This window comes from Microbacterium sp. Leaf161 (assembly GCF_001423645.1).
Lineage (GTDB): Bacteria > Actinomycetota > Actinomycetes > Actinomycetales > Microbacteriaceae > Microbacterium > Microbacterium forte.
In genome coordinates this window covers 404981-428343 of sequence record NZ_LMOW01000001.1, presented here as the reverse complement: position 1 = coordinate 428343, position 23363 = coordinate 404981, and the positions used below count along the sequence as shown (strand labels likewise).

The window sequence follows — 23363 nt, the reverse complement described above, 5'->3', positions numbered from 1 at the left end:
CATGCGCGCAGCAGTCATCGGCGGAGGCCCCGCGGGGCTCTACTTCGCCGCTCTCATGAAGCAGCTCGACCCCACCCACGAGATCACGGTCTGGGAGCGCAACGCGCCTGACGACACTTTCGGGTTCGGCGTCGTGTTCAGCGATGAGACCCTCGGCGGGATCGAGAACGCCGACCCGGTGATCGCGCAGCGCATGGGCGAGCAGTTCGCGCGCTGGACCGACATCGACGTCGTCTTCGGCGGCGAGACCCACACCATCGGCGGTCAGGGCTTCGCGGCGATGGGCCGCAAGGAGCTGCTGCAGCTGCTGCAGCAGCGCTGCCTCGAGCTCGGGGTGACGATCCTCTTCCGCACGCCCGCGCCGGAGGCGGCCGAGCTCATGGAGCAGTACGACCTCGTGCTCGGTGCTGACGGCATCAACTCGTTCGTGCGGGGGCAGTTCGCAGACCGCTTCGGGCCCGTTCTCGATCGTCGCGTCTCGAAGTACATGTGGCTCGGCACCGATCGTGTGTTCGAAGCGTTCACCTTCGCGGTGCTGCACACGCCGCACGGAGTGATGCAGCTGCACGGCTACCCGTACTCCGACGAGAGAAGCACCTTCCTCATCGAGATGCACGAGGACGTGTGGAGAGCGGCAGGCCTCGACGCGACCGAGAACGAGGTCTTCCCTCCCGGCGTCAGCGACGAGCGTTCGGTCGCGAAGATCCGCGGGTTCTTCGCCGACGTGCTCGACGGTCACGAGGTGCTGACGAACAACTCCAAGTGGCTGAACTTCACCACGGTGCGAAACGATCACTGGCACCATGAGAACCTGGTGATCCTCGGCGATGCAGCGCACACCGCGCATTTCTCGATCGGCTCCGGCACGAAGCTCGCCATGGAGGACGCCCTCGCGCTCGCCGCGTGCCTGCACGAGCACACATCGCTCGACGAGGCGCTCGACGCCTACGAGGCGGAGCGTCGTCCCGTCGTCGCCTCGACGCAGCGCGCGGCGCAGGCGTCGCTCGAATGGTTCGAGAGGATCGGTCAGTATGCCGATCAGGAACCGCTGCAGTTCGCGTTCAATCTGCTGACCCGGAGTCGTCGGATCACGCTCGAGAACCTGGCGGTGCGCGACCCCGAGTTCGCGACGGAAATCGTCCGAGGGGTGCCTCTTCCGAGCCGCGACGCCGACGAACCGGCGATGTTCCGACCGCATCGCATCGGTCGACTCGAGGTGAAGAATCGCATCGTCGTGTCGCCGATGGACATGTACTCGTCAGTCGAGGGGGTTCCGGGCGACTTCCACCTGGTGCACCTCGGCTCCAAGGCGATGGGCGGTGCTGGACTCGTCATGACCGAGATGGTGTGCGTGTCGCCCGAGGGGCGGATCACACCGGGGTGCGCAGGGCTCTACACCGACGAGCAGGCGGGAGCGTGGAGACGCATCGTCGACTACGTGCACGGTCAGTCGACCGCCAGGATCGGCGTGCAGATCGGTCATTCGGGGCGCAAGGGGTCCACCCGCCGGATGTGGGACGGCATCGACCAGCCGCTCGAGCAGGGCAACTGGAACACGGTCGCGCCGTCTGCGCTGCCTTATGGGGCGGACAATCAGGTGCCCCGAGAGCTCGATCGCGAGACGATGACGGCGATCCGCGAAGAGTTCGTCGCGGCGACCTGTCGCGCCGCCGATGCGGGATTCGATCTTGCCGAGCTCCACGCCGCTCACGGCTACCTCATCTCATCGTTCCTGTCGCCGGCGTCGAACCGGCGCACAGACGAGTACGGCGGCTCGCTCGAGAACCGACTGCGGTACCCCCTGGAGGTGTTCGACGCGATGCGCGCCGCATGGCCCGAAGAACGGCCGCTCACCGTGCGTCTGTCGGCGGAGGACTGGGTCGACGGAGGCAACACGGTCGACGACGCGGTCGAGATCGCCCGCGCCTTCATCGCGCACGGTGCTGCGGCGATCGACGTGTCGTCGGGGCAGATCGCGAAGCACGAGCGTCCGCAGTTCGGTCGCAGCTACCAGACCCCCTTCGCTGACGCGATCCGCAATAGGGTGGCGGCCGCCGCAGGGGTCAGCGTGATCGCCGTCGGGGCCATCTCGAGTCATGACGACGTCAACTCGATCCTGCTGGCGGGGCGCGCCGACCTCGTCGCTCTCGGGCGCACTCACCTGTGGGACCCACAGTGGACCCTGCATGCGGCTGCGGATCAGGGCTATCGCGGAGCGGGGGCCGAATGGGTGCCGCAGTTTCGCGCGGGATCACGCAAGCCGACGTCGTCGCGCACCGACGCGGTTCGCCCCCGGCTCGCTCTCGTGCGGGATCCGCAGAGAGACGGCGCCGGGTCGAGCCATCGCCGCTGGGTGCCGGCACCGAAGACGCTGGACGTCCTCGCCCACTGAATCAGCGTCGGCCGACGCGCAGATCGACACACACACACCGATACGAAGGAGACCGCACATGTCGCGGCAGATCATCAACCCGGACTCGCTCGTGAAGCCGAGCGGATTCGCGCACGGCGTCAGAGCGGGGGATTTCGTCTACCTCGGCGGGCAGACGGCGATGGATGCCGACGGGCACATCGTCGAGGGCGGCATCGTCGAGCAGTTCGTCCAGGCGTTCTCGAACGTGCTCACCACCCTCGCCGCTGCCGGAGGCGAGCCGCGCGATCTGGTCGACGTCACCATCTATCTCACCGACGTCGAGGACTACCAGCGCAACGGGCGTGAGATCGGTCGGCGCTGGCGCGAGCTGGCAGGCACGGAGTACCCCGCAATGGCGGGGATCGGGGTGACGAGGCTGTGGCAGCCGGAGGCGCTGATCGAGATCCAGGGCGTCGCGCACCTCGCGGCGTCGCGGGCCAGCTGATGCGGCTCGCCACGGTGCGGCGAGCCGACCGCACGCATGCCGCCGTCGGAGACGCCGGCGGTTGGGTGCTGCTCGACGACGCCGACGCGCAGGAGCTGATCTGTGCGCCGAACTGGCGCGCGCGTGCAGAGGCCGCGCTGCGGCATCCGGCCAGGACCGATGTCGAGGCACATGAGTTCGCGAATCCTGTGCCGCGGCCATCGAAGGTGTTCTGCTGCGGATTGAACTATCGGGACCACATCGTCGAGACCGGTCGACCGGTGCCCGAGTTCCCGACCCTGTTCGCCAAATTCGCCGACACACTGACGGGCGCGGAGGACGACATCGTCGTGCGCAACACCGACAAGCTCGACTGGGAGGCAGAACTCGCCGTCGTCGTCGGCGCCGAGGTGCATCGAGCCGACCGTGCGCACGCGCAGGCGGCGATTCTCGGATACGCCGTGTCGAACGACATCTCCATGCGCGACTGGCAGCAGCGCACGCTCCAGTGGCTGCAGGGCAAAGCGTTCGACGCGACGACGCCGGTGGGCCCCTGGGTGGTCACCGCCGACGAACTCGACCCGCGCGCCGGGCTGCGCATCACGTGTGCGGTGAACGGAGCGCTGGTGCAGGATGCAGACACCTCCGAGCTCGTGTTCGACGCCGCCGACCTGGTCGCCTATGTGTCGCAGATCACAGTGCTGCGCCCGGGAGACATCGTGCTCACCGGCACGCCTGGGGGAGTGGCGCTGGGGATGCCGGAACCACGGTGGCTTCGTCACGGCGACCTGGTCACGACCGAGATCGAGGGTATCGGCGTGCTCCGCAACACCATCCGATTCGACGACCTGCGGTAGGGCGGGGCGCTGTGTTCGTCAGTCGGGTCGGTGCGAAGGCTTGGCTGGCGCACTATCGAAGCGCTGCGCTTGAGGTGCCGGTGAGGCTTCGCGTCGACTCTCGAGAGATTCGGAGCGGGCACTCAGAAAGAGCGGAACCGTCGCCGCCAGGAGCGCGGCAGCACCGATCCACCCGCTCATCGGACGCAGTGACGGCACGGCGAAGAGGGCGGCTGCGCCGACAGCTACGAGCACACCGGCGAGCACGCCATACGCACGCATCCCGTACAGCGAGATGAAGGTCAGATAGTGCGCGCCGACGACGATGAGGGAGGCCGGCAGGAACAATGACGGCTCCAGCAGACCGAGCGCGATCGCCACGAGCAGCCCGAGCGGCACCGTGAAAGCGCTCTGCATCGCGAGCGCGATCGACGGGTGGCCCTTAGGTAGGAATGCGGGGCCTCCCATCGCCTTCAGTACGAGCGATGACAGAGGGAAGATCAGCATCCCTCCGAAGAACAGGATCGCCATCGTCGCCCCGGGTGACCACCACTGGTATGCAGCCGCCGCGGCCCCCCAGATGAAGGCTGACACGAGCGGGCCAGAGAATCCTCCGCGGTACACGCGTCGGACATCTCGTTGGGCCTGCGTCACGTCCATGCGCTCATCCTGGCAGAACGGAGACGACGATCACCGCGCTCGCCGGCAGGAGAGACGGATCGCGCGCTGTTCAGGCGGACGCGAGACCGTGGGCCTTCGCCACGGCATCCAGGGTGATGCGTCCGCCCTGGACGTTGAGGCCCTTGGCGAGTGCGGCGTCGTCTGCCGCAGCGCGCTCCCAGCCCTTGCCCGCGATGGCGGAGACGTAGGGGAGGGTGGCGTTGGTCAGCGCCCTCGTGGCGGTCTCGGGCACGGCGCCGGGCATGTTCGCGACGCAGTAGTAGATCGAGTCGTGCACCGCGAAGGTGGGGTCGTCGTGCGTCGTCGGACGGGATCCCTCGAAGCATCCGCCCTGGTCGATCGCGATGTCGACGAGCACCGAGCCGGGCTTCATTCCGGCGACCATGTCGTCGGTGACGAGCTTCGGCGCTGCGGCACCGGGGATCAGCACCGATCCGATCACCAGATCCGCCGTCGCGAGCTCTTCGGCGATGTCGTACCGGCTCGACGCACGCGTCTGGAGAGCGCCGCCGTAACGGTGCTCGAGCTCGCGCAGACGCGGAAGCGAGATGTCGATCACCGTGACCTGGGACCCGAGGCCGAGCGCGTTCGCAGCCGCATGTTCGCCGGCGACGCCGCCGCCGATCACGACGGTCTTGGCGCGCGGGGCCCCTGCGATGCCGCCCATCAGCACTCCGCGTCCCCCCGCGGATCGCATGAGTGAGTATGAGCCCATCGTCACAGAGAGGCGACCGGCGATCTCGCTCATCGGCACGAGCAGAGGCAGGCTGCGGTCGGGCAGCTGCACCGTCTCGTAGGCGACGGCCGTGGTTCCCGCGTCGACGAGCGCGGTCGTCAGCGCCCGATCTGCGGCGAGATGCAGATACGTGAAGAGGGTGAGGTCCGAGCGCAGGAATCCGTACTCCTGGGCGATCGGCTCCTTCACCTTGATGAGAAGGTCTGCCTCGCCCCAGGTCTCCTCGGCGGTCTCGACGATCTCGGCGCCGGCGATCCGGTACGCCTCGTCGGAGATGCCCGAGCCGACTCCCGCTCCCGACTGCACGAGCACGCGGTGGCCCTCGTGAACCAGCCGATCGGCACCCGCGGGGGTGAGCGCGGTGCGGTTCTCGTTGTTCTTGACCTCGGTCGGCACGCCGATCTTCATCGATCCTCCAAGTGACGGTTGCGTGAGTGCATCTCAGAATCGCAGAAACGTCGACGATTCGACAGATTCCCTGAAGAACATTCGTTTCACCCGCGAATCCTGCATAATCATTCGCATGGAGAAGTCATCCGAAGCCCTTCAGGCGAACACCCTTCGGGCGCCGGCACTCGATGCGGTCGATGCCAGGATCGTACAGCTGCTGAGCGCGGACGGCCGGATGACCAACGCAGAGCTCGCGGGCCAGCTCGGGGTGGCACCGTCGACCGCGCACGCCCGCCTGCGCGCACTCGTCGAGCGGGGAGTCATCAGCGGCTTCCACGCAAGCGTCGACGAGCGGATGCTGGGCGCCGGACTGCAGGCCATCATCGGTGTGACCCTGCGTCCCAGCGGGCGCAGGGAGAGCATCGTCGAGTTCGCCGACCGGGTGCGGGTGCTGCCGCAGGTCATCCAGGTGTTCTTCCTCGGCGGAGACGACGACTTCCTGTTGCACATCGCCGTGGCGGACTCCTCGGAGATGCGCGAATTCGTGCTCGAGCACCTCTCTGCGCAGAGCAGCGTCGCCTCGACCCGGACCAGCATCGTGTTCGACTATCACCGCAACTCGGTCGCTGCGTCCTTCCGCTGAGCTGCCGACGTCACCCGCCGTCGGACCGCGCATCCGCCGCCTCGGTGCGCGGCGTCGACGTCGTGCGGGGCTCGGTCGAACGTATATATTGCTGTGCCTCATCGAGCGGAATTATCGTGAGGGCGGGGATTGGGGCGGGCGCAGAAGGCGGCTCGCACCCGCTGGGGGATGCGATGGCACGAGTACTCGATGATGCGGAGATGGCCGCATGGCTGGGTCGGCTCTCAGGCGGACTGTGGTCGCCGCCAGCAGGAGGAGCAGACGGTGGGGTGCCGGCGTGGTTCGGCACCGAGGTGATCCGGCTCGACGGCCATCACGGGATGCTCCAGCTGTCGAACTTCGGGGCGATGAGATCCGACGATCCCGACGCGTTCGAAGCCGCGCTCCTTCGTCGGTCCATCGGCATGACCATGCTCTACAGCACACTCGAGACAGCTCACACCGTGAGCTACGACGGCGCCACCCTCGAAGACGAGGACATCATCATCATCGGAATGGTGAGCCAGGGTGGACAGCGCCTGCACACGGCCGCGGGAGTGCAGTCCATGGTCGTCGGGAGAATGGGATTCATGTCGAGCCTGGGGCCATCGGCCGTCGAGCAGCTCGGTGTGACCGACACGACAGGAGTCGTCGTGCCCGCCGCTGCTGTCGCGGGCTATCGGCATGTCCTGGCCCGCGGAGCCGACATCTTTCCGGATACCCCGCTCACCCGCGCGGCCGGTGCGTCTCTGGCGCGGATGCTGTTCGAGTGGGCCCAGGATCCTGACCAGGGTGTGGGCGCGCTCGCCGGCACCGAGGCCGCACTGCTCGCGATGGTGCGGGGCTTGTTCCGGCAATTCCCCGGTGACGGCGAGATGGACAGGGCCAGCGAACTCCGCGCCGAGGCCGGAAGGATCATCGAGCGACGCCATCGCGACGCGTCGTTCGGCATCGAGGATCTCGCGGTCGAACTCCACGTGAGCCGACGCCAGCTGTTCCGGCTGTATGCGGGAACCGACGAGAGTCTTGCGGCGCGCCTGCTGCGACGACGACTGATCACTGCACGAGAGGAGCTGCTGTCCGTTCCCCCGCAAGACCTCTCCGCGGTCGCCGAGCGATCGGGCTTCTCCGATGCGGCAGCCTTGCGCGCGCAGTTCTCGCGCCACGTCGGGCACAGTCCCAGTGCCTTCCGTCTCGCTGCGCGCAGTCGACCAGCGCGTCTGGCAGAGGCGATGCTCCTCAGCGATGAGCAGCAGGGGCCGTCCGTCTGATCCATCGCCACCATGTCGGTCCGCTCGTGGCCGCAATGAGTCGATCCGCGGTCATCTTCCGCATGTCAATGCCTGCACCGGGCGGGGCGCAGGCGAAGAACGCTCTGAACCGGCGCGCGAGAGACGTGGTGTGCACGGTGCGCGAAGTGACGCCCGACCGCGAATCCGGCGCCATCGGGCGCACTGAGTGCCGAAGTTCGTGCTCCCGGTGACAGGTCGATCGCGAGCGCTTCTGGTTCGGCCGGCCCGTGCATAACCTGAACCTGCCCGTGTCCCCAGGCGGGCCATGACGGCAGGTGAGGGAGAAGCCGCGGCTTCCGACACGCCCGCCGTCACGGCTTCCGGACGAGGCGGGATCGCCCGTCCGGAAGCTCGGGGGAAGGCGCGAGAGCGTCGGGCACGACGGATCGTCGGCGCGCAGCGCCGGCGGACGTGCGGGTGCCTCGGTCGGGGGGACCGAGGCGCCCGCGAACCCGGCTGCGGAGGATGCTGTCAGGCGCCGAACGACGAGGGCAGTGCGCAGTAGTCGGCGAAGCGTCGGGTCGGATGATCGGGGTCTGAGACATCGACGATCGCAGTGGCGATCGAGTGCGGCGTCTCGTCGCCGGCGAGCTGCCACACGATGAAGTTCCAGAGTCCGCGCGCTGTCGTGCTGAGCAACTCGGGCGGACCCGAGACGATGAGAACGGTGCCGCTGTCGGGTGCGGCGCGGAACGGAGCGATGATGTCGGCGCGCAGAGCCTGCTCGTCGCCGTCTGCGCTGTGCTTCCGCTCGACCTGCTGACCCGCGGACGTCAGGGTGGAGGCGAGGTCGTCCGCTGCGCGGCGTGAGCGCTCGGCATCCGCTCCGGCGACGACGACCAGCCGTCGCCCGCGAGGGTACAGATGCAGGAACTCGGAGGAGATGTCGGACCAGACGTCGCTCATGATCTCAGGCTACGCCCGTTCTCGAGGGGCGGATCCGACCCTTCGGTGAACGTCCGGCGTCGCGTGACAGAGCCCCTCGAGTGCCGAACTGCGGCATCCGAGGGGCTCTCGTGCAGAGGGTCAGGCCTCCTCGACGAGGAAGCGGCTGTAGGCGCCGAGCGTCAGGAACGCCGGGAACTCCTCGTGCAGCGCGACATCGCGGAACACGGATGCCGCGTCCTCGAAGCGGTCGTCGTCGCGTCGTTCGACCTCGTCGAGCACCTCGCCGATCAAGCCCTCGATGTACTCGGCGGTGATCGGCGTGCCGTCCTCCGTGGTGCGATCCTGATGGATCCACTGCCACACCTGTGAGCGACTGATCTCGGCGGTCGCGGCATCCTCCATCAGGTTGTCGATGGCCACTGCGCCGAGGCCCCGCAACCACGCCTCGAGGTACCGGATCGCCACAGACACGTTGTCACGCACGCCCTGAGCCGTGATCGGGCGACCGATGTGCAGGTCGAGCAGCTGCGACGCGGTCACCGTGACCTCGGGGAGCTGACGGTCGACCTGGTTCGGGCGATCGCCGAGAACGGCGTCGAATTCGGCCTGCGCGGTCGGGATCAGGTCGGGGTGCGCCACCCATGTGCCGTCGAAGCCGTCGCCGGCCTCGCGCTTCTTGTCGGCCGAGACCTTCTCGATCGCCCGTGCCGTCACCTCAGGGTCGCGCCGGTTCGGGATGAAGGCGCTCATGCCGCCGATCGCGTAGGCGCCCCGCTTGTGGCAGGTCTGCACGAGCAGCTCGGTGTACGCCCGCATGAAGGGAACGGTCATCGTCACCTCGCTGCGGTCGGGAAGCACGAAGCGCGCGCCCCGGCCGCGGTAGTTCTTGATGATCGAGAAGATGTAGTCCCAGCGTCCGGCGTTGAGGCCGGCGCAGTGATCACGCAGCTCGAAGAGGATCTCGTCCATCTCGAACGCCGCGGGCAGGGTCTCGATGAGCACCGTCGCGCGGATCGTGCCGTGCGGGATGCCGATGTACTCCTCGCTGAAAGTGAACACGTCGTCCCACAGCTTCGCCTCTTCGCTCGACTCGAGCTTGGCGATGTAGAAGTACGGTCCGCGGCCGTTCGCGATCAGTTCCCGAGCGTTGTGCAGGAAGTACAGTCCGAAGTCGACGAGCGAACCGGATGCCGCAGTGCGTCGCCCCGCGCGATCGGTGAACTGCAGGTGCTTCTCGGGAAGGTGCCAGCCGCGAGGACGCATCACGATCGTCGGCGTGCGTTCGGCGGTGACGCGGTACTCCTTGCCCGGCCCTGCGTCGCTCGCAGGTCCGGTGAAGGAGAGCTCGCCGCGGATCGCGTCGCGCAGCGAGAGCTGACCCTCGATGACGTTCTTCCACGTGGGGCTCGTGGCGTCCTCCTGGTCGGCGAGCCACACCCGCGCTCCGGAGTTCAGCGCGTTGATCGTCATCTTCGGATCCGTCGGTCCGGTGATCTCGACCCGACGGTCTTCGAGTCCGGGGCCGGGGCCGGCGACACGCCAGTCGGCATCCTGACGGATGTGCGCGGTGTCGTCACGGAAGCGCGGGTCGTGCCCGTTGCCGATCTCGAACCGGCGGCGCATGCGGTCGGCGAGCCGGTCGTGACGGCGAGCGGCGAAGCGGTGGTGCAGCTCGGTGAGGAACGCGATCGCCTCGGGGGTGAGGATCTCGTCGTAGCGCTCACGCAGCGGGCCGGTGACGCTGATGGCCGGGCCCTGCTGTGTCGTCTGGATCGGCGCGGTGGTCGGGGGAGCGGTGGGAGTGGTCATGATCTGAGTCCTTTGAAATGGCTTAGTGGAACTGCGCGGCTTCGGTGGAGCCGGCGAGGGCGAGGGTCGCGCTGTCGGGGTTGAGCGCGGTCGAGATGACGTCGAAGTAGCCGGTGCCCGCCTCGCGCTGGTGCTTGGTGGCGGTGTAGCCGTTCGCCTCTGCGGCGAACTCGGCCTCCTGCAGCTCGACGTACGCGCTCATGGCGCGATCGGCGTAGCCGCGGGCGAGGTCGAACATCGAGTGGTTCAGGGCGTGGAAGCCGGCGAGCGTGATGAACTGGAACTTGTAGCCCAGGTCGGCCAGCTCCTGCTGGAACGTCGCGATCTCGGCGTCCGACAGGTGGCGCTTCCAGTTGAAGCTGGGGGAGCAGTTGTAGGCGAGCATCTTGCCGGGGAACTGCTCGTGGATCGCCGCGGCGAACGCACGCGCCAGCTCGATGTTGGGCTCGCCCGTCTCTACCCACAGCAGGTCGGCGTACGGCGCGAATGCCAGGCCGCGACTGATGACCGACTCGATGCCGGGGCGGATGCGGTAGAAGCCCTCGGTCGTGCGCTCGCCGGTGGTGAACTGCTGGTCGCGCTCATCGACGTCGCTCGTCAGCAGGTCGGCGGCGAGAGCATCCGTCCTGGCGATGATGACCGTCGGGACACCTGCCACGTCGGCCGCGAGGCGTGCCGCGTTCAGCGTGCGGATGTGCTGCTGAGTGGGCACGAGCACCTTGCCGCCGAGGTGACCGCACTTCTTCTCGCTCGCGAGCTGGTCCTCCCAGTGGATCGCCGCGGCGCCCGCCTGGATCAGCGATTGCGCGAGCTCGTAGGCGTTGAGCGGCCCGCCGAACCCGGCCTCGGCATCGGCGACGATCGGGGCGAGCCAGTCCTGGGTGATCTCTCCCTCGGCGTGCTCGAGCTGGTCCTGACGGATCAGCGCGTTGTTGATGCGACGCACGACCGCCGGCACCGAGTTCGCCGGGTAGAGCGACTGGTCGGGGTAGGTCTGGCCGGCGAGGTTGCCGTCGGCGGCGACCTGCCACCCCGACAGGTAGATGGCCTTGAGGCCTGCCCGCACCTGCTGCACCGCCTGGCCGCCGGTGTAGGCGCCGAGCGCCCGCACGTAGTCCTCGGTGTGCAGCAGGTTCCACAGGTTCTCGGCCCCGCGGTGGGCGAGGGTCGCGTCTTCGCGCACCGAGCCGCGGATGCGGATGACGTCTTCGGCCGAGTAGGTGCGCTCGACACCGTCCCAACGGGGATCCGTCTCCCAGATCTCCCGGAGCTCGGCGGCCGTCTGAACCTGGTCGCCGGCGCGCAGACCGGCGGGGCGAGGTGCGGGGTTCTGAGCGGTGTTCGTCATGGTGTCTCCTCCGTTGGATGCCCGGACCGTGAAGCCGGGTGGCGTGTTTCCACTGTGCGTGAAGATCTACCCTGAAACCGGCCACTCGGCTTGTGAAGATCGCGCGAAATTCTGTTTCTGTGACAGAATCGGCCGCATGAGCACTTCAGCGGTCGAAGAAGACGCCGACTCCCTCACGATCGGTCGACGCATCCGCCAGCTGCGCACCGCGCGGGGAATGACCCTCGACGACCTCGCGGCGGCCGTCGATCGAGCACCGAGCCAGATGTCGATGGTCGAGACCGGCAAGCGAGAACCGAAGCTCACCCAGCTTCAAGCGATCGCGCGCGCTCTCGGTGTCACGATCGATGCGCTGCTCGAGGGTGAGCCACTCGACGAGCGCAGCGCGATCGAGATCGCCCTCGAGCGCGCCATGAAAGGCCAGACGTTCCAGGCGCTCGGGATCGAGCCTTTCCGCATCGCCAAGAGCATGCCGACGGATGCGCTGAAGGCGCTGCTCGCGCTGCACGGCGAGATCGACCGGCTCAGGGACGAGCGGGCCGCGACCCCGGAGGAGGCCAGGCGAGCGAACGTCGAGCTGCGTCACCTCATGCGCAGGCAGGACAACCATTTCGCCGACCTCGAGAGCAGGGCCGCCGAGATACTCGCGGCGGTCGGGCACCCGGGTGGACCGCTCACGCAGCGCACCGCATCCGAGATCGCCGCCTATCTCGGTTTCACCCTGCACTACGCGCCCGATCTGCCGCAGACCACGCGCAGTGTCGCCGACCTCGCGAACGGGCGGCTCTATCTGTCGAGCAGTGTGCCGGCCAAGGGCGATGCGAGAACGGCTGTGCTGCAGGCGCTGTCCAGCCGCATCCTCGGGCATGCCGAACCGCGCAGCTATGCCGAGTTCCTGCGCCAGCGCGTCGAGACGAACTATCTCACCGGGGCGCTGCTGGTTCCCGAGGCCCACGTGGTTCCCGCCTTGAAGGATGCGAAGTCCCGCAGGGCCATTTCGATCGAAGACCTCCGAGACGCCTACTCGGTGTCGTACGAGACGGCGGCGCATCGGTTCACGAACCTCGCGACCCGCCACCTCGACATCCCGGTGCACTTCCTCAAGGTGCACGAGTCGGGGACGATCACGAAGGCATACGAGAACGACGACGTGAACTTCCCGACGGACAGGCTCGGTTCGATCGAGGGACAGATGTGCTGTCGCCGATGGACGAGCCGTGTCGTGTTCGACGAGGACGACCGCTTCAACCCGTATTACCAGTACACCGACACGGGCAACGGCACCTACTGGTGCACCGCCCGTGTCGAGGCGTCGAGCGAGGGGCTGCACTCGGTCAGCGTGGGCGTGCGCTTCGACGACACGAAGTGGTTCGTCGGCCGGGACACCCCGCATCGGGGGGTCTCGAAGCACTCGGTCGAGGTCTGCTGCCGCCGCGCGCCGGCCGACCTGGAGGGGCGGTGGCGCGAGAACTCCTGGCCGAACGTCAAGACTCCTCGCACGCTGCTCGCCACGCTGCCGACCGGTGCCTTCCCTGGGGTCGACACGACGGACGTCTACGAGTTCCTCGAGGCGCACGCACCGCGCTGACGTGCCTCAGCCGAGAGTCGCGGGCTTCTTCGGCACCAGGGATACGGCCACCGCCGCGACGATCGCCACGAGTGCGAAGGCGACGAAGTTCCACTCGACGCCGATCGCGAGCGAGGCCAGCCAGCCGCCCATGATCGGACCGAGGATCGCACCGATGCGAGCGAAGCTCAACGCCCAGCCCGCTGCGGTCGCACGGACGGATGCCGGGTAGTAGTCGGTGATGTAGGCAGTGAGCACGAGGGACGTCGAGATCGACCCGATGCCAGAGATGGCCACGAGCACGAGATTCACGAACATCCCGTTCGGGAACATGAGCAGCAGGCATGCCACTCCGCCCAGCACATAGAAGAGGATGAGCACCGGCTTGGCTCCGAAGCGGTCGGCGAGGTATCCGACCCCCAGGCCGCCGACGGCGGACGCAAGGCTGAATACCAGCAGGAACGTGAGCGCGGGGCCCAGGTCGTAGCCGGAGGCGCGCATGATCGACGGCAGCCACGAGTTCAGGCCGTAGACCAGCAGCAGCCCGGCGAAGAGCGAGATCCAGAGGAAGGCGGTCGAGCGCAGATAGCGCCGGGAGAAGAGCTGGTGCAGGATGCTGTGCCACGGGCGGCGCTCACCATCGGCAGGAGCCGGGCGGTCGGTGGGGATGTAGGGGCGGATGCCGAGCCGATCGGCGAGCGCGACTGCCTTGTCGTGACGACCGCGATTCTCGAGGGATTCGAGCGACTCCGGCAGCGCCTTCGCGATCACGGGGATGAGCAGGAGTGGAAGAGCGCCGACCGCGATCACCCAGCGCCAGCCGAGGTGCGGGAGGAGCAGGATGGCTACGAGTGCCGAGACGACGATGCCCAGCGAATAGCCGGAGTACATGATCCCGTAGTTCAGGGCTCGTCGCCGCGGCGCGGAGAACTCGATCGTGAGTGCGGCGGCGACCGGAATGATGCCGCCCATGCCGAGGCCGCCCAGGAAGCGGAAGAGCCCGAAGATCTCAGGCGTGGGGGCGAGTGCTGCGCCGAGCTGCATCAGAGTGAAGATCGACATCGACACCAGCAGCATGCGCTTTCGGCCGACCCGATCACTCAGGGTGCCGATGAAGAGTGCGCCGATGAGCATGCCGACGAGAGCCCAGGAGGCGAGTCCCCCGAGCTCGACGGGGGAGAGTGACCAGGCGTCATCCTCGGCGAGAGCCGGCAGCACCGCGCCGATCACGCCGATGTCGTAGCCGTCGGCGAGGATCGCCATCCAGCAGCTGAACAGGACGATCCCGGTGACGCGTCGGGGTACCGGCCAGACGGCCTCGTCGGTTCGGAGTGGGGAAGTGGCAGACATCGTCGTCTCCTTCACAATGACGCGACAGTGCGTCGGGGTGGGTGAAGCGCGCGAGCGCTATGTTGAAACTATGACGAACGTCATGAAAGCGCAATATGCAATCGAGGTCGTCTCGGAGCGACGCCGATCAGCATCGTGACCGGCGCGCCTGAGGTATGTGGATCACACCGCGTTCCAGCGCAGGCGAGGAGTGCTCGCGAACTCCGTCAGGACGACGCCCGCGTCGGCGACGGGGAACATCGTGATCAGCAGCGGAGTGGTCTCGGAGGCGGCGGCGACCGCGTAGACCAGAGCCGCGGGTCCCTGCTCGCGGGTGACCCCGACGCGGGTGTGTCGCCCGTCGACGGTCGCTGTGCGCGACGATGATGCGCTGTGGAGGATCTCGGATGCGGCGGTGCCTGCCCTGTCGAGCAGTGTGGCGTCTTCGCGCCAGGGCAGGAACGCGTCGGGTGTGAGAGCGCATGCCTCGGCGAGAGCGTTTGTCACCCAGCGGTCGCGCTTGAGCCCGTATGGCGTCTCGACGAGTGACAGCAGATACCCGTAGCAGTGCAGGAGGCCGGCGTTGCCGACGGGCCACTGCGCCCTCACGCCCGCTCGGCGGTGCAACTCGTCGAACAGCGCCGGAGAGATGACGGCCGCGCCGATGTTCTCGTCGATCACGGTCGATCGGCCCCACGCGTCGAACCGTCCGTGGGCGCGGTCGTCCTCGAGCGAGGCGACGAGCCACGGAAGACTGTCGAGGGCTGTGCGCGCGGCCGTCGCCGAGTCGGACTGCGCGCGGATCGCAGCGGTCGTGAGGTCGTCGATTCCGGACACGGCGTTCACGCTACAAGACTCCGATGGACGGAGTGTTCACACGGCGTTCACACGATCGGGACTTTCTGTCCACAATGACTGACCATGCTGGACGGAGCGTCCGCGAGATCAGAGTGCGGATGCGGAAAGAACCCCGTGAACTCCATTCTCCTCTTCGACTTCGACGGCACGATCGCGCTCGGCGACGGCCCCGTTCTCGCCTACGCCACGCAGGTGGCCGCCGCTCTCGACGACGACCACGGCTTCGTCGACGGCATCCGCGAGACGCTCTCCGCTGCTGACGGTGAGGCCCTCGACGGCTACGACGCAGTGCGGCGGGCTGCGGCTGCTCGAGGTGCGGATGCCCGGATGCTCAGCGCCGCGTATCTCGCGAGCCGCGCAGAACTCGCCACCGCAGCGGCTCCGATCACCGCACCCGACGGCCTCGCAGCCTTCCTCGCCGCTGCTGCAGCTGACGCGGAGCTCGTTCTCGTCACCAACGCACCGGCGATCCGCATCGACCAGGCGCTGGACGCGCTCGGCCTCGCCGGGCTCTTCGACCGCATCGTCACGAGTGCGGGCAAGCCGGCCGGTCTCGATGTGTTCCTGGCTGACCTGCCCGCTGATGCGCGGGTGCTGAGCATCGGAGACATCTGGCACAACGACCTCGCCCCCGCCCACGCCCGTGGCCACGAGACCGCGCTGATCGGCGGATTCGCCGACCCGCACGCGACCCCCACCTATCGCGCTGCCGATTTCGCGACGCTGATCCCTCAGCTCACCGCATGGCTGCGTTCCTGAACCCGCACCACTCCACCTTCCCTCACACCCACCACCCCATCGAAGGATGACAATGCGTACCTCCCCCTTCCGTCGGACCGCCGCGGGGCTCGTCGCCGCGGGCGCCCTGCTCGCCGTCGTGCTCACCGGCTGCTCGACCGACACCGCCGCGCCCGACGAGTCCGCCGCCCCCGCTGCCGACCCTGAGTCGCTTGTGCTCGCACTCGTCCCTTCTCAGGACCAGGACGGCCTCGTCGACACGGCAGCTCCGCTCACCGACTACCTCACCGAGGAGCTCGGCATCGAGGTCACCGGTGTGGTCTCGAAGGACTACCAGGCGGCGGTCGAGGCGATGGGAGCCGGTCAGGCTCAGATCGGGTTCCTCCCGTCGCTGCAGCTGTGGCAGGCCAACGACATGTACGACGCATCGGTCGTGCTGCAGACCGAGCGCAACGGCAATATCACCTACCCCGCGCAGTTCATGACGAACAACCCCGACAAGTACTGCGACGACGAGCCGGTCGAGCGCGACGGGATGCTGTTCTGCAACGGCGCCGACGCCATGTCGGGTCCTGCCGGTCTCGACAGCATCGACAAGGTCGAGGGCGCGAAGGTCGCGTTGCTCGGACCCGGCTCGCCGGCCGGCTACATCTACCCGGTTCTCGCGCTGCAGGAGGCGGGACTCGACACCGACACCGACATCCAGCAGATCCCCGTGACCGCGAACGACGCGTCCGTGCTGGCGGTCTACAACGGCGACGCCGAGGTCGGCTTCAGCTTCTGGGATGCCCGCACGATCGTTCAGAAGGACACCCCCGATGTGGGCCAGAAGGTCGTCGTCTTCGCCCTGACCGAGGAGATCCCGAATGACGGCGTCGCGCTGTCGTCCGACCTGTCGCCTGAGCTGCAGGACCGCATCTCCACGGCTCTCGAAGACTTCTCGAACACCGAGGAGGGCTCCGAGATCCTCACGAGCATCTACTCGATCACGAAGCTCGCGCCCGCCGATCCCGAGTCGCTCGACGTCGTCGCCCGCGCCGCCCAGGCACTGGGGCTCCAGTAAATTGTCCGATCAGATCCAGCACGTGGACGCCGCAGCGCAGGCTGCGGCGTCCACGCCGTGGTCCATCCGTCTCGATGGCGTCACGGTGCGATACCCGAACGGGACGGTCGGTCTCGACCGTGTCTCGCTCGACATCGACGCCGGAGAGATGGTCGCGGTCGTGGGCCTCTCAGGGTCGGGCAAGTCCACTCTCATCCGCACGATCAACGGCCTCGTGCCGGTGACGAGCGGAACGCTGGACGTCGGCGAGCACCGCGTCAGCGGAGCCTCACCCCGCACTCTGCGGCGACTGCGCGGCGACATCGGAATGGTGTTCCAGGGGTTCAACCTCGCCGGCCGGGCGAGCGTCCTGCAGAACGTGCTCGTCGGGCGTCTCGCCCACACGCCGCTGTGGCGCACCCTGCTGGGGGCCTACCCCGACGCCGACCGGCAGCTCGCCTATCAGGCGCTCGACCGGGTCGGCATCCTGCCGAAGCTCCACTCGCGCGCATCCGATCTCTCGGGAGGGCAGCAGCAGCGCGTCGCCATCGCACGCGCACTGGCGCAGGAGCCGCGCATCGTCCTGGCCGACGAGCCGGTCGCGAGCCTCGACCCGCCGACCGCGCACGGTGTCATGAACGACCTCCGGCGTATCAATCGGGACCTCGGCATCACCGTACTGGTCAACCTGCACCTGCTCGACCTCGCCCGCGAATACGGAGCGCGGATGATCGGCATGCGCGCGGGGAGGATCGTCTACGACGGTCCGGCAGCGAGCGCAACGGATGCCGACTTCGAGAGCATCTACGGTCGATCCCTCACCGCCGACGATCGGCTCGACACGTGACCGAGGCGACACCGGCACCGCTCGAGATACCTCGGCGGCCGTCCGGCGCGTGGCGTGGGCCCGTGATCCTGCTGGCCATCGTCGCCATCACCGTGGTCATGTGCCTGCCCGGCATCGGCATCGGGGTCGACCTCTCGGCGATCGCGCGCAACTGGCAGAACGGCGCCGACAAGATCATCAAGCTGCTGACGCCCGACTGGAGCTTCTTCCCGCGCACGCTCCCGCCGCTCATCGAGACGCTGCAGATGGCAGTCATCGCGACCGCGATCGGCGCGGTGATCTCCCTGCCGCTGAGCTTCTGGGCGGCTCGCGCCACCAACCCGAATGCCCCGGCGCGCATCGCCGTACGCGGCATCCTGAACATCATCCGCAGCGTCCCCGACCTGCTGTACGCGGCGATCCTCGTCGCGATGGTCGGTGTCGGCGCGCTTCCTGGCATCCTCGCGCTGCTGCTGTTCAATGTCGGAATCATCGTCAAGCTCGTCTCGGAGGCGATCGACACCAACGACCGGGGTCCGCTCGAGGCGGGCCGTGCGGTCGGAGCCACTCAGACGAAGATCAACCGCACGCTCGCGCTCCCGGACGCCTGGCCGGCGTTCGCGAACCAGACCCTCTACGTCTTCGAGCTCAACGTCCGCGCCTCGACGGTGCTCGGTCTGGTCGGCGCCGGCGGCATGGGCCTGCTCATCGACGCCGTCCGCACGTTCTACCGCTACGACCAGCTCTCGCTCATCATCCTGGAGATCCTCATCGTCGTCATCGTGATCGACCTCGTCTCCGACGCCATCCGACGGAGGCTCGTATGACCACCGTGCTCACTCCGCCTCCTGCCATCACCGTCATCCCCGACAGGCCGCGACGCCCGTGGCTCGTTGCCTCGTGGATCATCGTCACCGCCATCGTCGTGCTGGCTTTCTGGTCGATCGACATCAACTGGGCACGTCTCGCCGACCTGCCTGCGGAGATCGTCCGCTACACCTTCCTGATGTTCGGCAGCCCGAACTGGGAGAAGCTGCCCGAGGCGCTCTGGCAGACCTGGCGCAGCATCGAGATGGCGTGGGTCGGTACGATCCTCGGCATCCTGCTCGCGACCCCCATCAGCCTGCTCGCCGCGCGCGGATTCGGCCCCGCCTGGCTGCGCGCGCTGCTGCGCGGCCTGTTCTCGCTCATCCGGGCCGTTCCCGAGATCATCATCGCGATCGTGATCCTGTCGGTCACCGGGCTCACGCCGTTCACGGGTGCGCTCGCGCTGGCGATCAACGGCATCGGCACACTCGGCAAGTGGGGATACGAAGCGGTAGAGGCCGTGCCGTCCGGGCCGATCGAGGCCGCACGCGCGGCCGGTGGCGGTACCCTGCAGGTGCTGCGTTGGGGTGTCTGGCCGCAGGTCGAGCCCGCGTTCTGGTCGTTCTGGCTGTATCGCTTCGAGATCAACGTGCGCTCGTCGGCCGTGCTCGGTCTGATCGGCGTCGGCGGAATCGGTGACATGCTCACCTCCTATACCCAGTACCGTGAGTGGTCGACGGTGGGCGTCCTGCTCATCGTGGTCGTCGCTGTCACGATGCTGATCGATGCCGTGTCCGGCGCGATCCGCCGCCGGATCATGGAGGGAGCCCGCGCCCGTGTTCTCTCCTAGCGCCCCACCCACCGCTCGAATCGCCGCGGTGCTGAACACCCTGCAGCCCGCCGAACGCCGCGTCGCCGAGCTGATCGTCGAGTCGGCGGAGGCGGTGGTCGAATGGACCGCCCAGGAGCTCGCCGACCGAGCGGGTGTCGGCCGCGCCACGGTCGTGCGCGCGTGCCAGAGCTTCGGCTACCGCGGATACCCGCAGCTGCGCGTCGCGCTCGCCTCCGAACTCGGCAGTGGGCCGGGGGAGGCGGGCATCGACCACGGGCCGGGCGCGCTCGGGCGGATGCGGGGCGAGATCGATCGCGTCGCGGCATCCCTCCCTGCCCTCGCGAGCCTGCTCGACGCGGATGCCGTGAGCGAGGCCATCCGGCTCGCAGCGTCCGCTCGCCGGCTGCTCGTGCTCGCGAACGGTCTGTCATCGCCCATCGCGAACGACCTCGCCATGCGGCTGACCGCGTCGGGTCGCGCGGCGGAGTTCATCGCGGATGCCATCGCGCAGCAGATCGCCGCACGCCATCTCACATCCGACGACGTCTGCCTCATCGTCAGCGGATCGGGCGCGAACGAAGCGAGCCTGCGCGTCGCGACCGCCGCAGCCCGAGGCGGTGCGACGGTCATCGCCCTCACGTCCTTCGCCTCGTCGGCGCTGACCGAGGCGGCCACGCTGTCGCTCGTGATCGCGCCGACCGGAGTGAGCTTCCGCGACGAGCTCGCGCACACCTCCCGCGTCGCATATCTGGTGTTCGCCGAGGTGTTCGCCGCAGCCGTCACGACGGAGCGGGGTGCGGATGCCGTGCAGGCGCGGGCGCATGCGCTCGAGGTCGTCTCCGACAACCTCGGAGAGGGCTCGGGGGAGTAGCGGCGCCGAGGCGTCAGTCCCGCGCCGTCTGCAGCAGAGCCCACAGCTCTGCGCGGGCGGGGAACGTCGACAGATCGCTGCCGAGCAGGGCACCGGCCTGCGTGATCCGCGACCGCAGCGTGTGACGGTGCACCCCGAGAGCAGCGGCCGCCGGATCGGCCTTCGCATCGTGCTCGAGCCAGGTTCGCAGGGAGCGTTCCAGGTCGCCGCCGGATCGCGCATCGTGGTCGCGCAGGGGAGCGAGGCGCGACTCGGCGACCAGGCGGGCCTCGTCGGTCGCCAGCGCGCTGAGGATGCTGGATCCTGCGGTGTCGGCGAAGTGGAACACCCCTGCGCCGGACTGCTGGCGCAGTGCCGCGAGTGCCTGAGCGTGGGCACGTGAGAACGCGTCGTACGACTCCGAGCCCGATGCGCCGATGCGGATGCCGAAACGTGCGGCGACCTCGTCGAGCAGTGCGTCGTCGGCCATCGACACGCAGAGCACGACTCCCTCCGGCGACTCCGCGAGGAAGCTGGCAGTGCCGTGCTCGGCGCGGCGGCGGTCCCACCAGTCGGCGAACGGTCCGGTCGGCGCGTCGGCGGCGATCGCCACCACGACGGGCGCCGACGGCATGCCTCCGAGCACCTTTCGTGCAAGGGACGGGTCGTCATCGAGCAGAGAGCTCAGCAGCTGCGAGTTCAGCCGACGCTTGCTGCGGGCGAGCTGGTCGCTCTGCTCGAGGGCGAGCCCGGCCATCGCGATCACCGAGGTCACGACCGTGCGCGCCTCGGCGTCGAGCGCATCGACGGCCAACGCGATCACTCCCCGCAGGTGTCCGCCGCGGCCGACCGTGAAGAGTGTGAACGTCTGATCGTCGATCGTGAGCGACTGCCCTGCTTCGAGACCGCGGGTGAGGATCTCCGTGGCGCGTTCGCCGAGCTCGGTCAGGCGGCCCGCAGACACGGCTGATCGAGGGTGCGACAGCTGCAGGGCGCCGGCTGCGTCGTACATGCCGACCCAGACGCCGAGGCGACGGCCGAGTTCGGCGACGGTCGCGTCGAGTCCCCGCGGGCGGAGCGCCGCCAGTGCGAGCGCGCGCTGGGTGTCTAGCGCCCATGATCTGCGGGCATATGCCTGAGCGGCTATGGCCTCGGAGTGTGCGCGGGCGACCGCGATGAACGGCGTGCGATAGGGCACCTCGAAGAGGGGGATCCCGCGGCGTGCGCACTCGAGGATCAGCTCCTCGGGGATCCCTGCGCGGTGCACGTCCGTGCCGAATCCGAGGCCGAGCACCCCGCGATCCGCGAGCCGCCCCACGTAGACATCGAAGTCGGTGCCGGCGTCGAACTGGGTGCCTGTGGTCAGCAGAGCGAGATCCTCGGCGAGGAACGGCGTCGGGTCGGCGAGGTCGGAGCTGTGCACCCAGCGCAGTGGACGATCGAGGGAGCCGGCCGGAAGCTCGCCTTCGGCCGAGATCAGGCCGAGTCCGAGGTCGCGACGTCGGAACAGGGCGCGCAGGGTGGGCTGCTCGGTGTCGTCCACGCGACGCTCCTCTCTCGTCGCCGCGGTCGGCGGGTTGTACGGTCGGGCGACGATCTCTTCGAGATTGTACAGCTGGGCGAATGCGCCCACAGGGGATCCGGTCGTACGCTCACGAACATGGCTCTCCTCGACACCGCAGCTGTTGCAGTCCCCCTCGGCGGACCCGACCTCCCCCAGGAGCGTCGCCTCGTGACCGAACTCCCCGGCCCCCGATCGGCCGAGATTCTCGCCCGCAAGGCGGATGCCGTCGCCGCAGGCGTCGGTCACACCGTTCCTGTCGCCGCCGTCGCGGCCGGCGGAGGAGTGGTCGTCGACGCCGACGGCAACTCGCTGATCGACCTCGGCTCGGGCATCGCAGTGACGACCGTCGGCAACGCGCACCCCAAGATCGCCGCGGCGGTGGCCGCCCAGGCCGCGCAGTTCACGCACACCTGCTTCATGATCTCTCCGTACGAGTCGTACATCGAGGTGGCCGAGGCGCTGAACCGTCTCACCCCCGGTGACTTCGCCAAGAAGACCGCCCTGTTCAACTCGGGCGCCGAGGCTGTCGAGAACGCGATCAAGATCGCCCGCAAGCACACCGGTCGCCAGGCCGTCGTCGCCTTCGACCACGGCTACCACGGCCGCACCAACCTGACGATGGCGCTGACCGCCAAGTCGATGCCCTACAAGAGCGGCTTCGGCCCGTTCGCCCCCGAGGTCTACCGCGCACCGATGTCGTACCCCTTCCGTGACGGGCTCGAAGGCGGCGAGGCTGCGGCCCGCGTCATCCTGCAGCTCGAGAAGCAGATCGGCGCAGACAACCTCGCCGCCGTGATCATCGAGCCCATCCAGGGCGAGGGCGGCTTCATCGTGCCGGCCGACGGATTCCTGCCGGCGATCGCCGACTGGTGCCGTGCCAACGGCGTCGTCTTCATCGCCGACGAGGTGCAGACCGGCTTCGCCCGCACCGGCCACATGTTCGCGAGCGAGATCTTCGGCATCGAGCCCGACCTCATCACGACTGCGAAGGGCATCGCGGGCGGTCTGCCGCTCGCCGCCGTCACCGGGCGCTCCGAGATCATGGACGCCTCGCACGCGGGCGGCCTCGGCGGCACCTACGGCGGCAACCCGATCGCCTGCGCCGCAGCGCTCGCCGCGATCGACGTCTTCGAGAACGACGGCGTGATCGAGCGCGCCCGTGAGATCGGCGAGATCCTCGTGCAGCGTCTCGGCTCCATGCAGGAGAAGGATGCCCGCATCGGTGACATCCGCGGTCATGGCGCGATGATCGCGGCCGAGTTCGTCGACCCCGAGACCAAGGCGCCTGACGCCGCTCTGACCTCCGCGGTCGCTAAGGCGTGCGTCGCCCAGGGGGTCATCGTCCTCACCTGCGGCACCTACGGCAACGTCATCCGCTTCCTGCCGCCGCTGTCGATCGGCGACGACCTGCTCAACGAGGGCCTCGACGTCGTCGCGGCCGCACTCGCGGCGAACGCGGCCTGACAGACCAGCGGTCGCGCTCAGTCGTGACCGCCACCACACGTCCGGCC

21 protein-coding genes are annotated in these 23363 nt (G+C 68.3%); 13 read left to right on the top strand and 8 right to left on the bottom strand.

What is annotated here, in order from left to right:
• Position 1: 1 nt before the first annotated feature.
• The 3 genes from ASF87_RS02115 to ASF87_RS02105 are packed head-to-tail and all read left to right on the top strand — an operon-like array spanning position 2 to position 3694.
• Positions 2-2392, top strand: coding sequence for a bifunctional salicylyl-CoA 5-hydroxylase/oxidoreductase (locus ASF87_RS02115; protein ID WP_056373818.1), 2391 nt, complete (start codon positions 2-4; stop codon positions 2390-2392).
• Between the two features lie 58 nt (positions 2393-2450).
• A complete protein-coding gene (locus ASF87_RS02110; protein ID WP_042538839.1) occupies positions 2451-2858 on the top strand; it encodes a RidA family protein in 408 nt (135 codons plus the stop codon).
• The gene (locus ASF87_RS02105; protein WP_056373816.1) at positions 2858-3694 is read left to right on the top strand and encodes a fumarylacetoacetate hydrolase family protein; all 837 of its coding nucleotides are present in this window, start codon (positions 2858-2860) and stop codon (positions 3692-3694) included. Before ASF87_RS02110 ends, ASF87_RS02105 begins: the two co-directional genes overlap by 1 nt.
• 18 nt (positions 3695-3712) lie before the next feature.
• Here ASF87_RS02105 and ASF87_RS02100 read toward each other — a convergent pair whose 3' ends face one another.
• A complete protein-coding gene (locus tag ASF87_RS02100) occupies positions 3713-4333 on the bottom strand; it encodes a DUF7010 family protein (RefSeq protein WP_056373814.1) in 621 nt (206 codons plus the stop codon).
• Positions 4334-4403: 70 nt separating this feature from the next.
• A complete protein-coding gene (gene ald, locus ASF87_RS02095) occupies positions 4404-5498 on the bottom strand; it encodes an alanine dehydrogenase (RefSeq protein ID WP_042539508.1) in 1095 nt (364 codons plus the stop codon).
• Positions 5499-5613: 115 nt separating this feature from the next.
• Here ald and ASF87_RS02090 point away from each other — a divergent pair, with 115 nt between their 5' ends.
• Together ASF87_RS02090 and ASF87_RS02085 are read left to right on the top strand one after the other, a co-directional pair.
• Entirely contained in the window at positions 5614-6123 is a 510-nt protein-coding gene (locus tag ASF87_RS02090; protein ID WP_056373812.1) for an Lrp/AsnC family transcriptional regulator, read from the top strand.
• Between the two features lie 200 nt (positions 6124-6323).
• Positions 6324-7373, top strand: coding sequence for an AraC family transcriptional regulator (locus ASF87_RS02085; RefSeq protein ID WP_162238666.1), 1050 nt, complete (start codon positions 6324-6326; stop codon positions 7371-7373).
• A gap of 492 nt (positions 7374-7865) precedes the next feature.
• On the opposite strand, the gene ASF87_RS02080 is transcribed toward ASF87_RS02085, so the two are convergent.
• From ASF87_RS02080 to aceA, 3 genes are all read right to left on the bottom strand, one after another.
• Entirely contained in the window at positions 7866-8300 is a 435-nt protein-coding gene (locus tag ASF87_RS02080; protein ID WP_056373808.1) for a hypothetical protein, read from the bottom strand.
• Positions 8301-8420: 120 nt separating this feature from the next.
• Complete coding sequence (gene aceB / locus ASF87_RS02075) at positions 8421-10091, bottom strand: malate synthase A (protein ID WP_056373805.1); 1671 nt, start codon at positions 10089-10091, stop codon at positions 8421-8423.
• A gap of 22 nt (positions 10092-10113) precedes the next feature.
• Positions 10114-11439 carry an isocitrate lyase gene (gene aceA / locus ASF87_RS02070; protein WP_056373803.1) on the bottom strand — a complete coding sequence of 442 codons (1326 nt, stop codon included), beginning with the start codon at positions 11437-11439 and terminating at the stop codon, positions 10114-10116.
• A gap of 136 nt (positions 11440-11575) precedes the next feature.
• Here aceA and ASF87_RS02065 point away from each other — a divergent pair, with 136 nt between their 5' ends.
• The gene (locus tag ASF87_RS02065; protein WP_056373801.1) at positions 11576-13027 is read left to right on the top strand and encodes a helix-turn-helix domain-containing protein; all 1452 of its coding nucleotides are present in this window, start codon (positions 11576-11578) and stop codon (positions 13025-13027) included.
• Positions 13028-13033: 6 nt separating this feature from the next.
• On the opposite strand, the gene ASF87_RS02060 is transcribed toward ASF87_RS02065, so the two are convergent.
• The gene (locus ASF87_RS02060) at positions 13034-14356 is read right to left on the bottom strand and encodes an MFS transporter (RefSeq protein ID WP_056373799.1); all 1323 of its coding nucleotides are present in this window, start codon (positions 14354-14356) and stop codon (positions 13034-13036) included.
• A gap of 162 nt (positions 14357-14518) precedes the next feature.
• Positions 14519-15181 (bottom strand): amino acid deaminase, encoded by a 663-nt coding sequence (locus ASF87_RS02055; RefSeq protein ID WP_235558845.1) that lies wholly within the window; start codon positions 15179-15181, stop codon positions 14519-14521.
• 126 nt (positions 15182-15307) lie between these two features.
• Here ASF87_RS02055 and ASF87_RS02050 point away from each other — a divergent pair, with 126 nt between their 5' ends.
• Genes ASF87_RS02050 through ASF87_RS02025 form a run of 6 tightly spaced genes read left to right on the top strand, consistent with a single transcriptional unit; the run spans position 15308 to position 20309 of the window.
• Positions 15308-15952 carry an HAD family hydrolase gene (locus ASF87_RS02050; RefSeq protein ID WP_231567493.1) on the top strand — a complete coding sequence of 215 codons (645 nt, stop codon included), beginning with the start codon at positions 15308-15310 and terminating at the stop codon, positions 15950-15952.
• A gap of 52 nt (positions 15953-16004) precedes the next feature.
• Positions 16005-16994: a phosphate/phosphite/phosphonate ABC transporter substrate-binding protein gene (phnD, locus tag ASF87_RS02045; protein WP_042539522.1), complete on the top strand. Its 990-nt coding sequence runs from the start codon at positions 16005-16007 to the stop codon at positions 16992-16994.
• 22 nt (positions 16995-17016) lie between these two features.
• Positions 17017-17820, top strand: a complete 804-nt coding sequence (gene phnC, locus ASF87_RS02040) for a phosphonate ABC transporter ATP-binding protein (RefSeq protein WP_200933685.1) — start codon at positions 17017-17019, stop codon at positions 17818-17820.
• Positions 17817-18626: a phosphonate ABC transporter, permease protein PhnE gene (gene phnE / locus ASF87_RS02035; protein ID WP_056373795.1), complete on the top strand. Its 810-nt coding sequence runs from the start codon at positions 17817-17819 to the stop codon at positions 18624-18626. The genes phnC and phnE (ASF87_RS02035) overlap by 4 nt, the downstream gene beginning before the upstream one ends.
• The gene (phnE, locus tag ASF87_RS02030; protein WP_056373794.1) at positions 18623-19456 is read left to right on the top strand and encodes a phosphonate ABC transporter, permease protein PhnE; all 834 of its coding nucleotides are present in this window, start codon (positions 18623-18625) and stop codon (positions 19454-19456) included. Before phnE (ASF87_RS02035) ends, phnE (ASF87_RS02030) begins: the two co-directional genes overlap by 4 nt.
• Positions 19457-19484: 28 nt before the next feature.
• A complete protein-coding gene (locus ASF87_RS02025; RefSeq protein WP_235558844.1) occupies positions 19485-20309 on the top strand; it encodes a MurR/RpiR family transcriptional regulator in 825 nt (274 codons plus the stop codon).
• Positions 20310-20322: 13 nt separating this feature from the next.
• On the opposite strand, the gene ASF87_RS02020 is transcribed toward ASF87_RS02025, so the two are convergent.
• Positions 20323-21921 (bottom strand): PucR family transcriptional regulator, encoded by a 1599-nt coding sequence (locus ASF87_RS02020; RefSeq protein WP_235558843.1) that lies wholly within the window; start codon positions 21919-21921, stop codon positions 20323-20325.
• A gap of 27 nt (positions 21922-21948) precedes the next feature.
• On the opposite strand from ASF87_RS02020, the gene gabT reads away from it, so the two are divergent.
• Positions 21949-23316 (top strand): 4-aminobutyrate--2-oxoglutarate transaminase, encoded by a 1368-nt coding sequence (gabT, locus tag ASF87_RS02015; RefSeq protein ID WP_056373790.1) that lies wholly within the window; start codon positions 21949-21951, stop codon positions 23314-23316.
• Positions 23317-23363: the final 47 nt, after the last annotated feature.

Bases quoted from the DNA above. Each gene is read 5' to 3' on its own strand.
- ASF87_RS02090 (WP_056373812.1), top strand. From the start codon at position 5,614: ATGGAGAAGTCATCCGAAGCCCTTCAGGCGAACACCCTTCGGGCGCCG.
- ald (WP_042539508.1), bottom strand. From the start codon at position 5,498: ATGAAGATCGGCGTGCCGACCGAGGTCAAGAACAACGAGAACCGCACC.
- ASF87_RS02060 (WP_056373799.1), bottom strand. From the start codon at position 14,356: ATGTCTGCCACTTCCCCACTCCGAACCGACGAGGCCGTCTGGCCGGTA.
- ASF87_RS02080 (WP_056373808.1), bottom strand. From the start codon at position 8,300: ATGAGCGACGTCTGGTCCGACATCTCCTCCGAGTTCCTGCATCTGTAC.
- ASF87_RS02100 (WP_056373814.1), bottom strand. From the start codon at position 4,333: ATGGACGTGACGCAGGCCCAACGAGATGTCCGACGCGTGTACCGCGGA.
- phnE (WP_056373794.1), top strand. From the start codon at position 18,623: ATGACCACCGTGCTCACTCCGCCTCCTGCCATCACCGTCATCCCCGAC.
- aceA (WP_056373803.1), bottom strand. From the start codon at position 11,439: ATGACGAACACCGCTCAGAACCCCGCACCTCGCCCCGCCGGTCTGCGC.
- ASF87_RS02105 (WP_056373816.1), top strand. From the start codon at position 2,858: ATGCGGCTCGCCACGGTGCGGCGAGCCGACCGCACGCATGCCGCCGTC.
- phnD (WP_042539522.1), top strand. From the start codon at position 16,005: ATGCGTACCTCCCCCTTCCGTCGGACCGCCGCGGGGCTCGTCGCCGCG.
- aceB (WP_056373805.1), bottom strand. From the start codon at position 10,091: ATGACCACTCCCACCGCTCCCCCGACCACCGCGCCGATCCAGACGACA.
- ASF87_RS02110 (WP_042538839.1), top strand. From the start codon at position 2,451: ATGTCGCGGCAGATCATCAACCCGGACTCGCTCGTGAAGCCGAGCGGA.
- gabT (WP_056373790.1), top strand. From the start codon at position 21,949: ATGGCTCTCCTCGACACCGCAGCTGTTGCAGTCCCCCTCGGCGGACCC.
- ASF87_RS02085 (WP_162238666.1), top strand. From the start codon at position 6,324: ATGGCCGCATGGCTGGGTCGGCTCTCAGGCGGACTGTGGTCGCCGCCA.
- ASF87_RS02065 (WP_056373801.1), top strand. From the start codon at position 11,576: ATGAGCACTTCAGCGGTCGAAGAAGACGCCGACTCCCTCACGATCGGT.
- ASF87_RS02115 (WP_056373818.1), top strand. From the start codon at position 2: ATGCGCGCAGCAGTCATCGGCGGAGGCCCCGCGGGGCTCTACTTCGCC.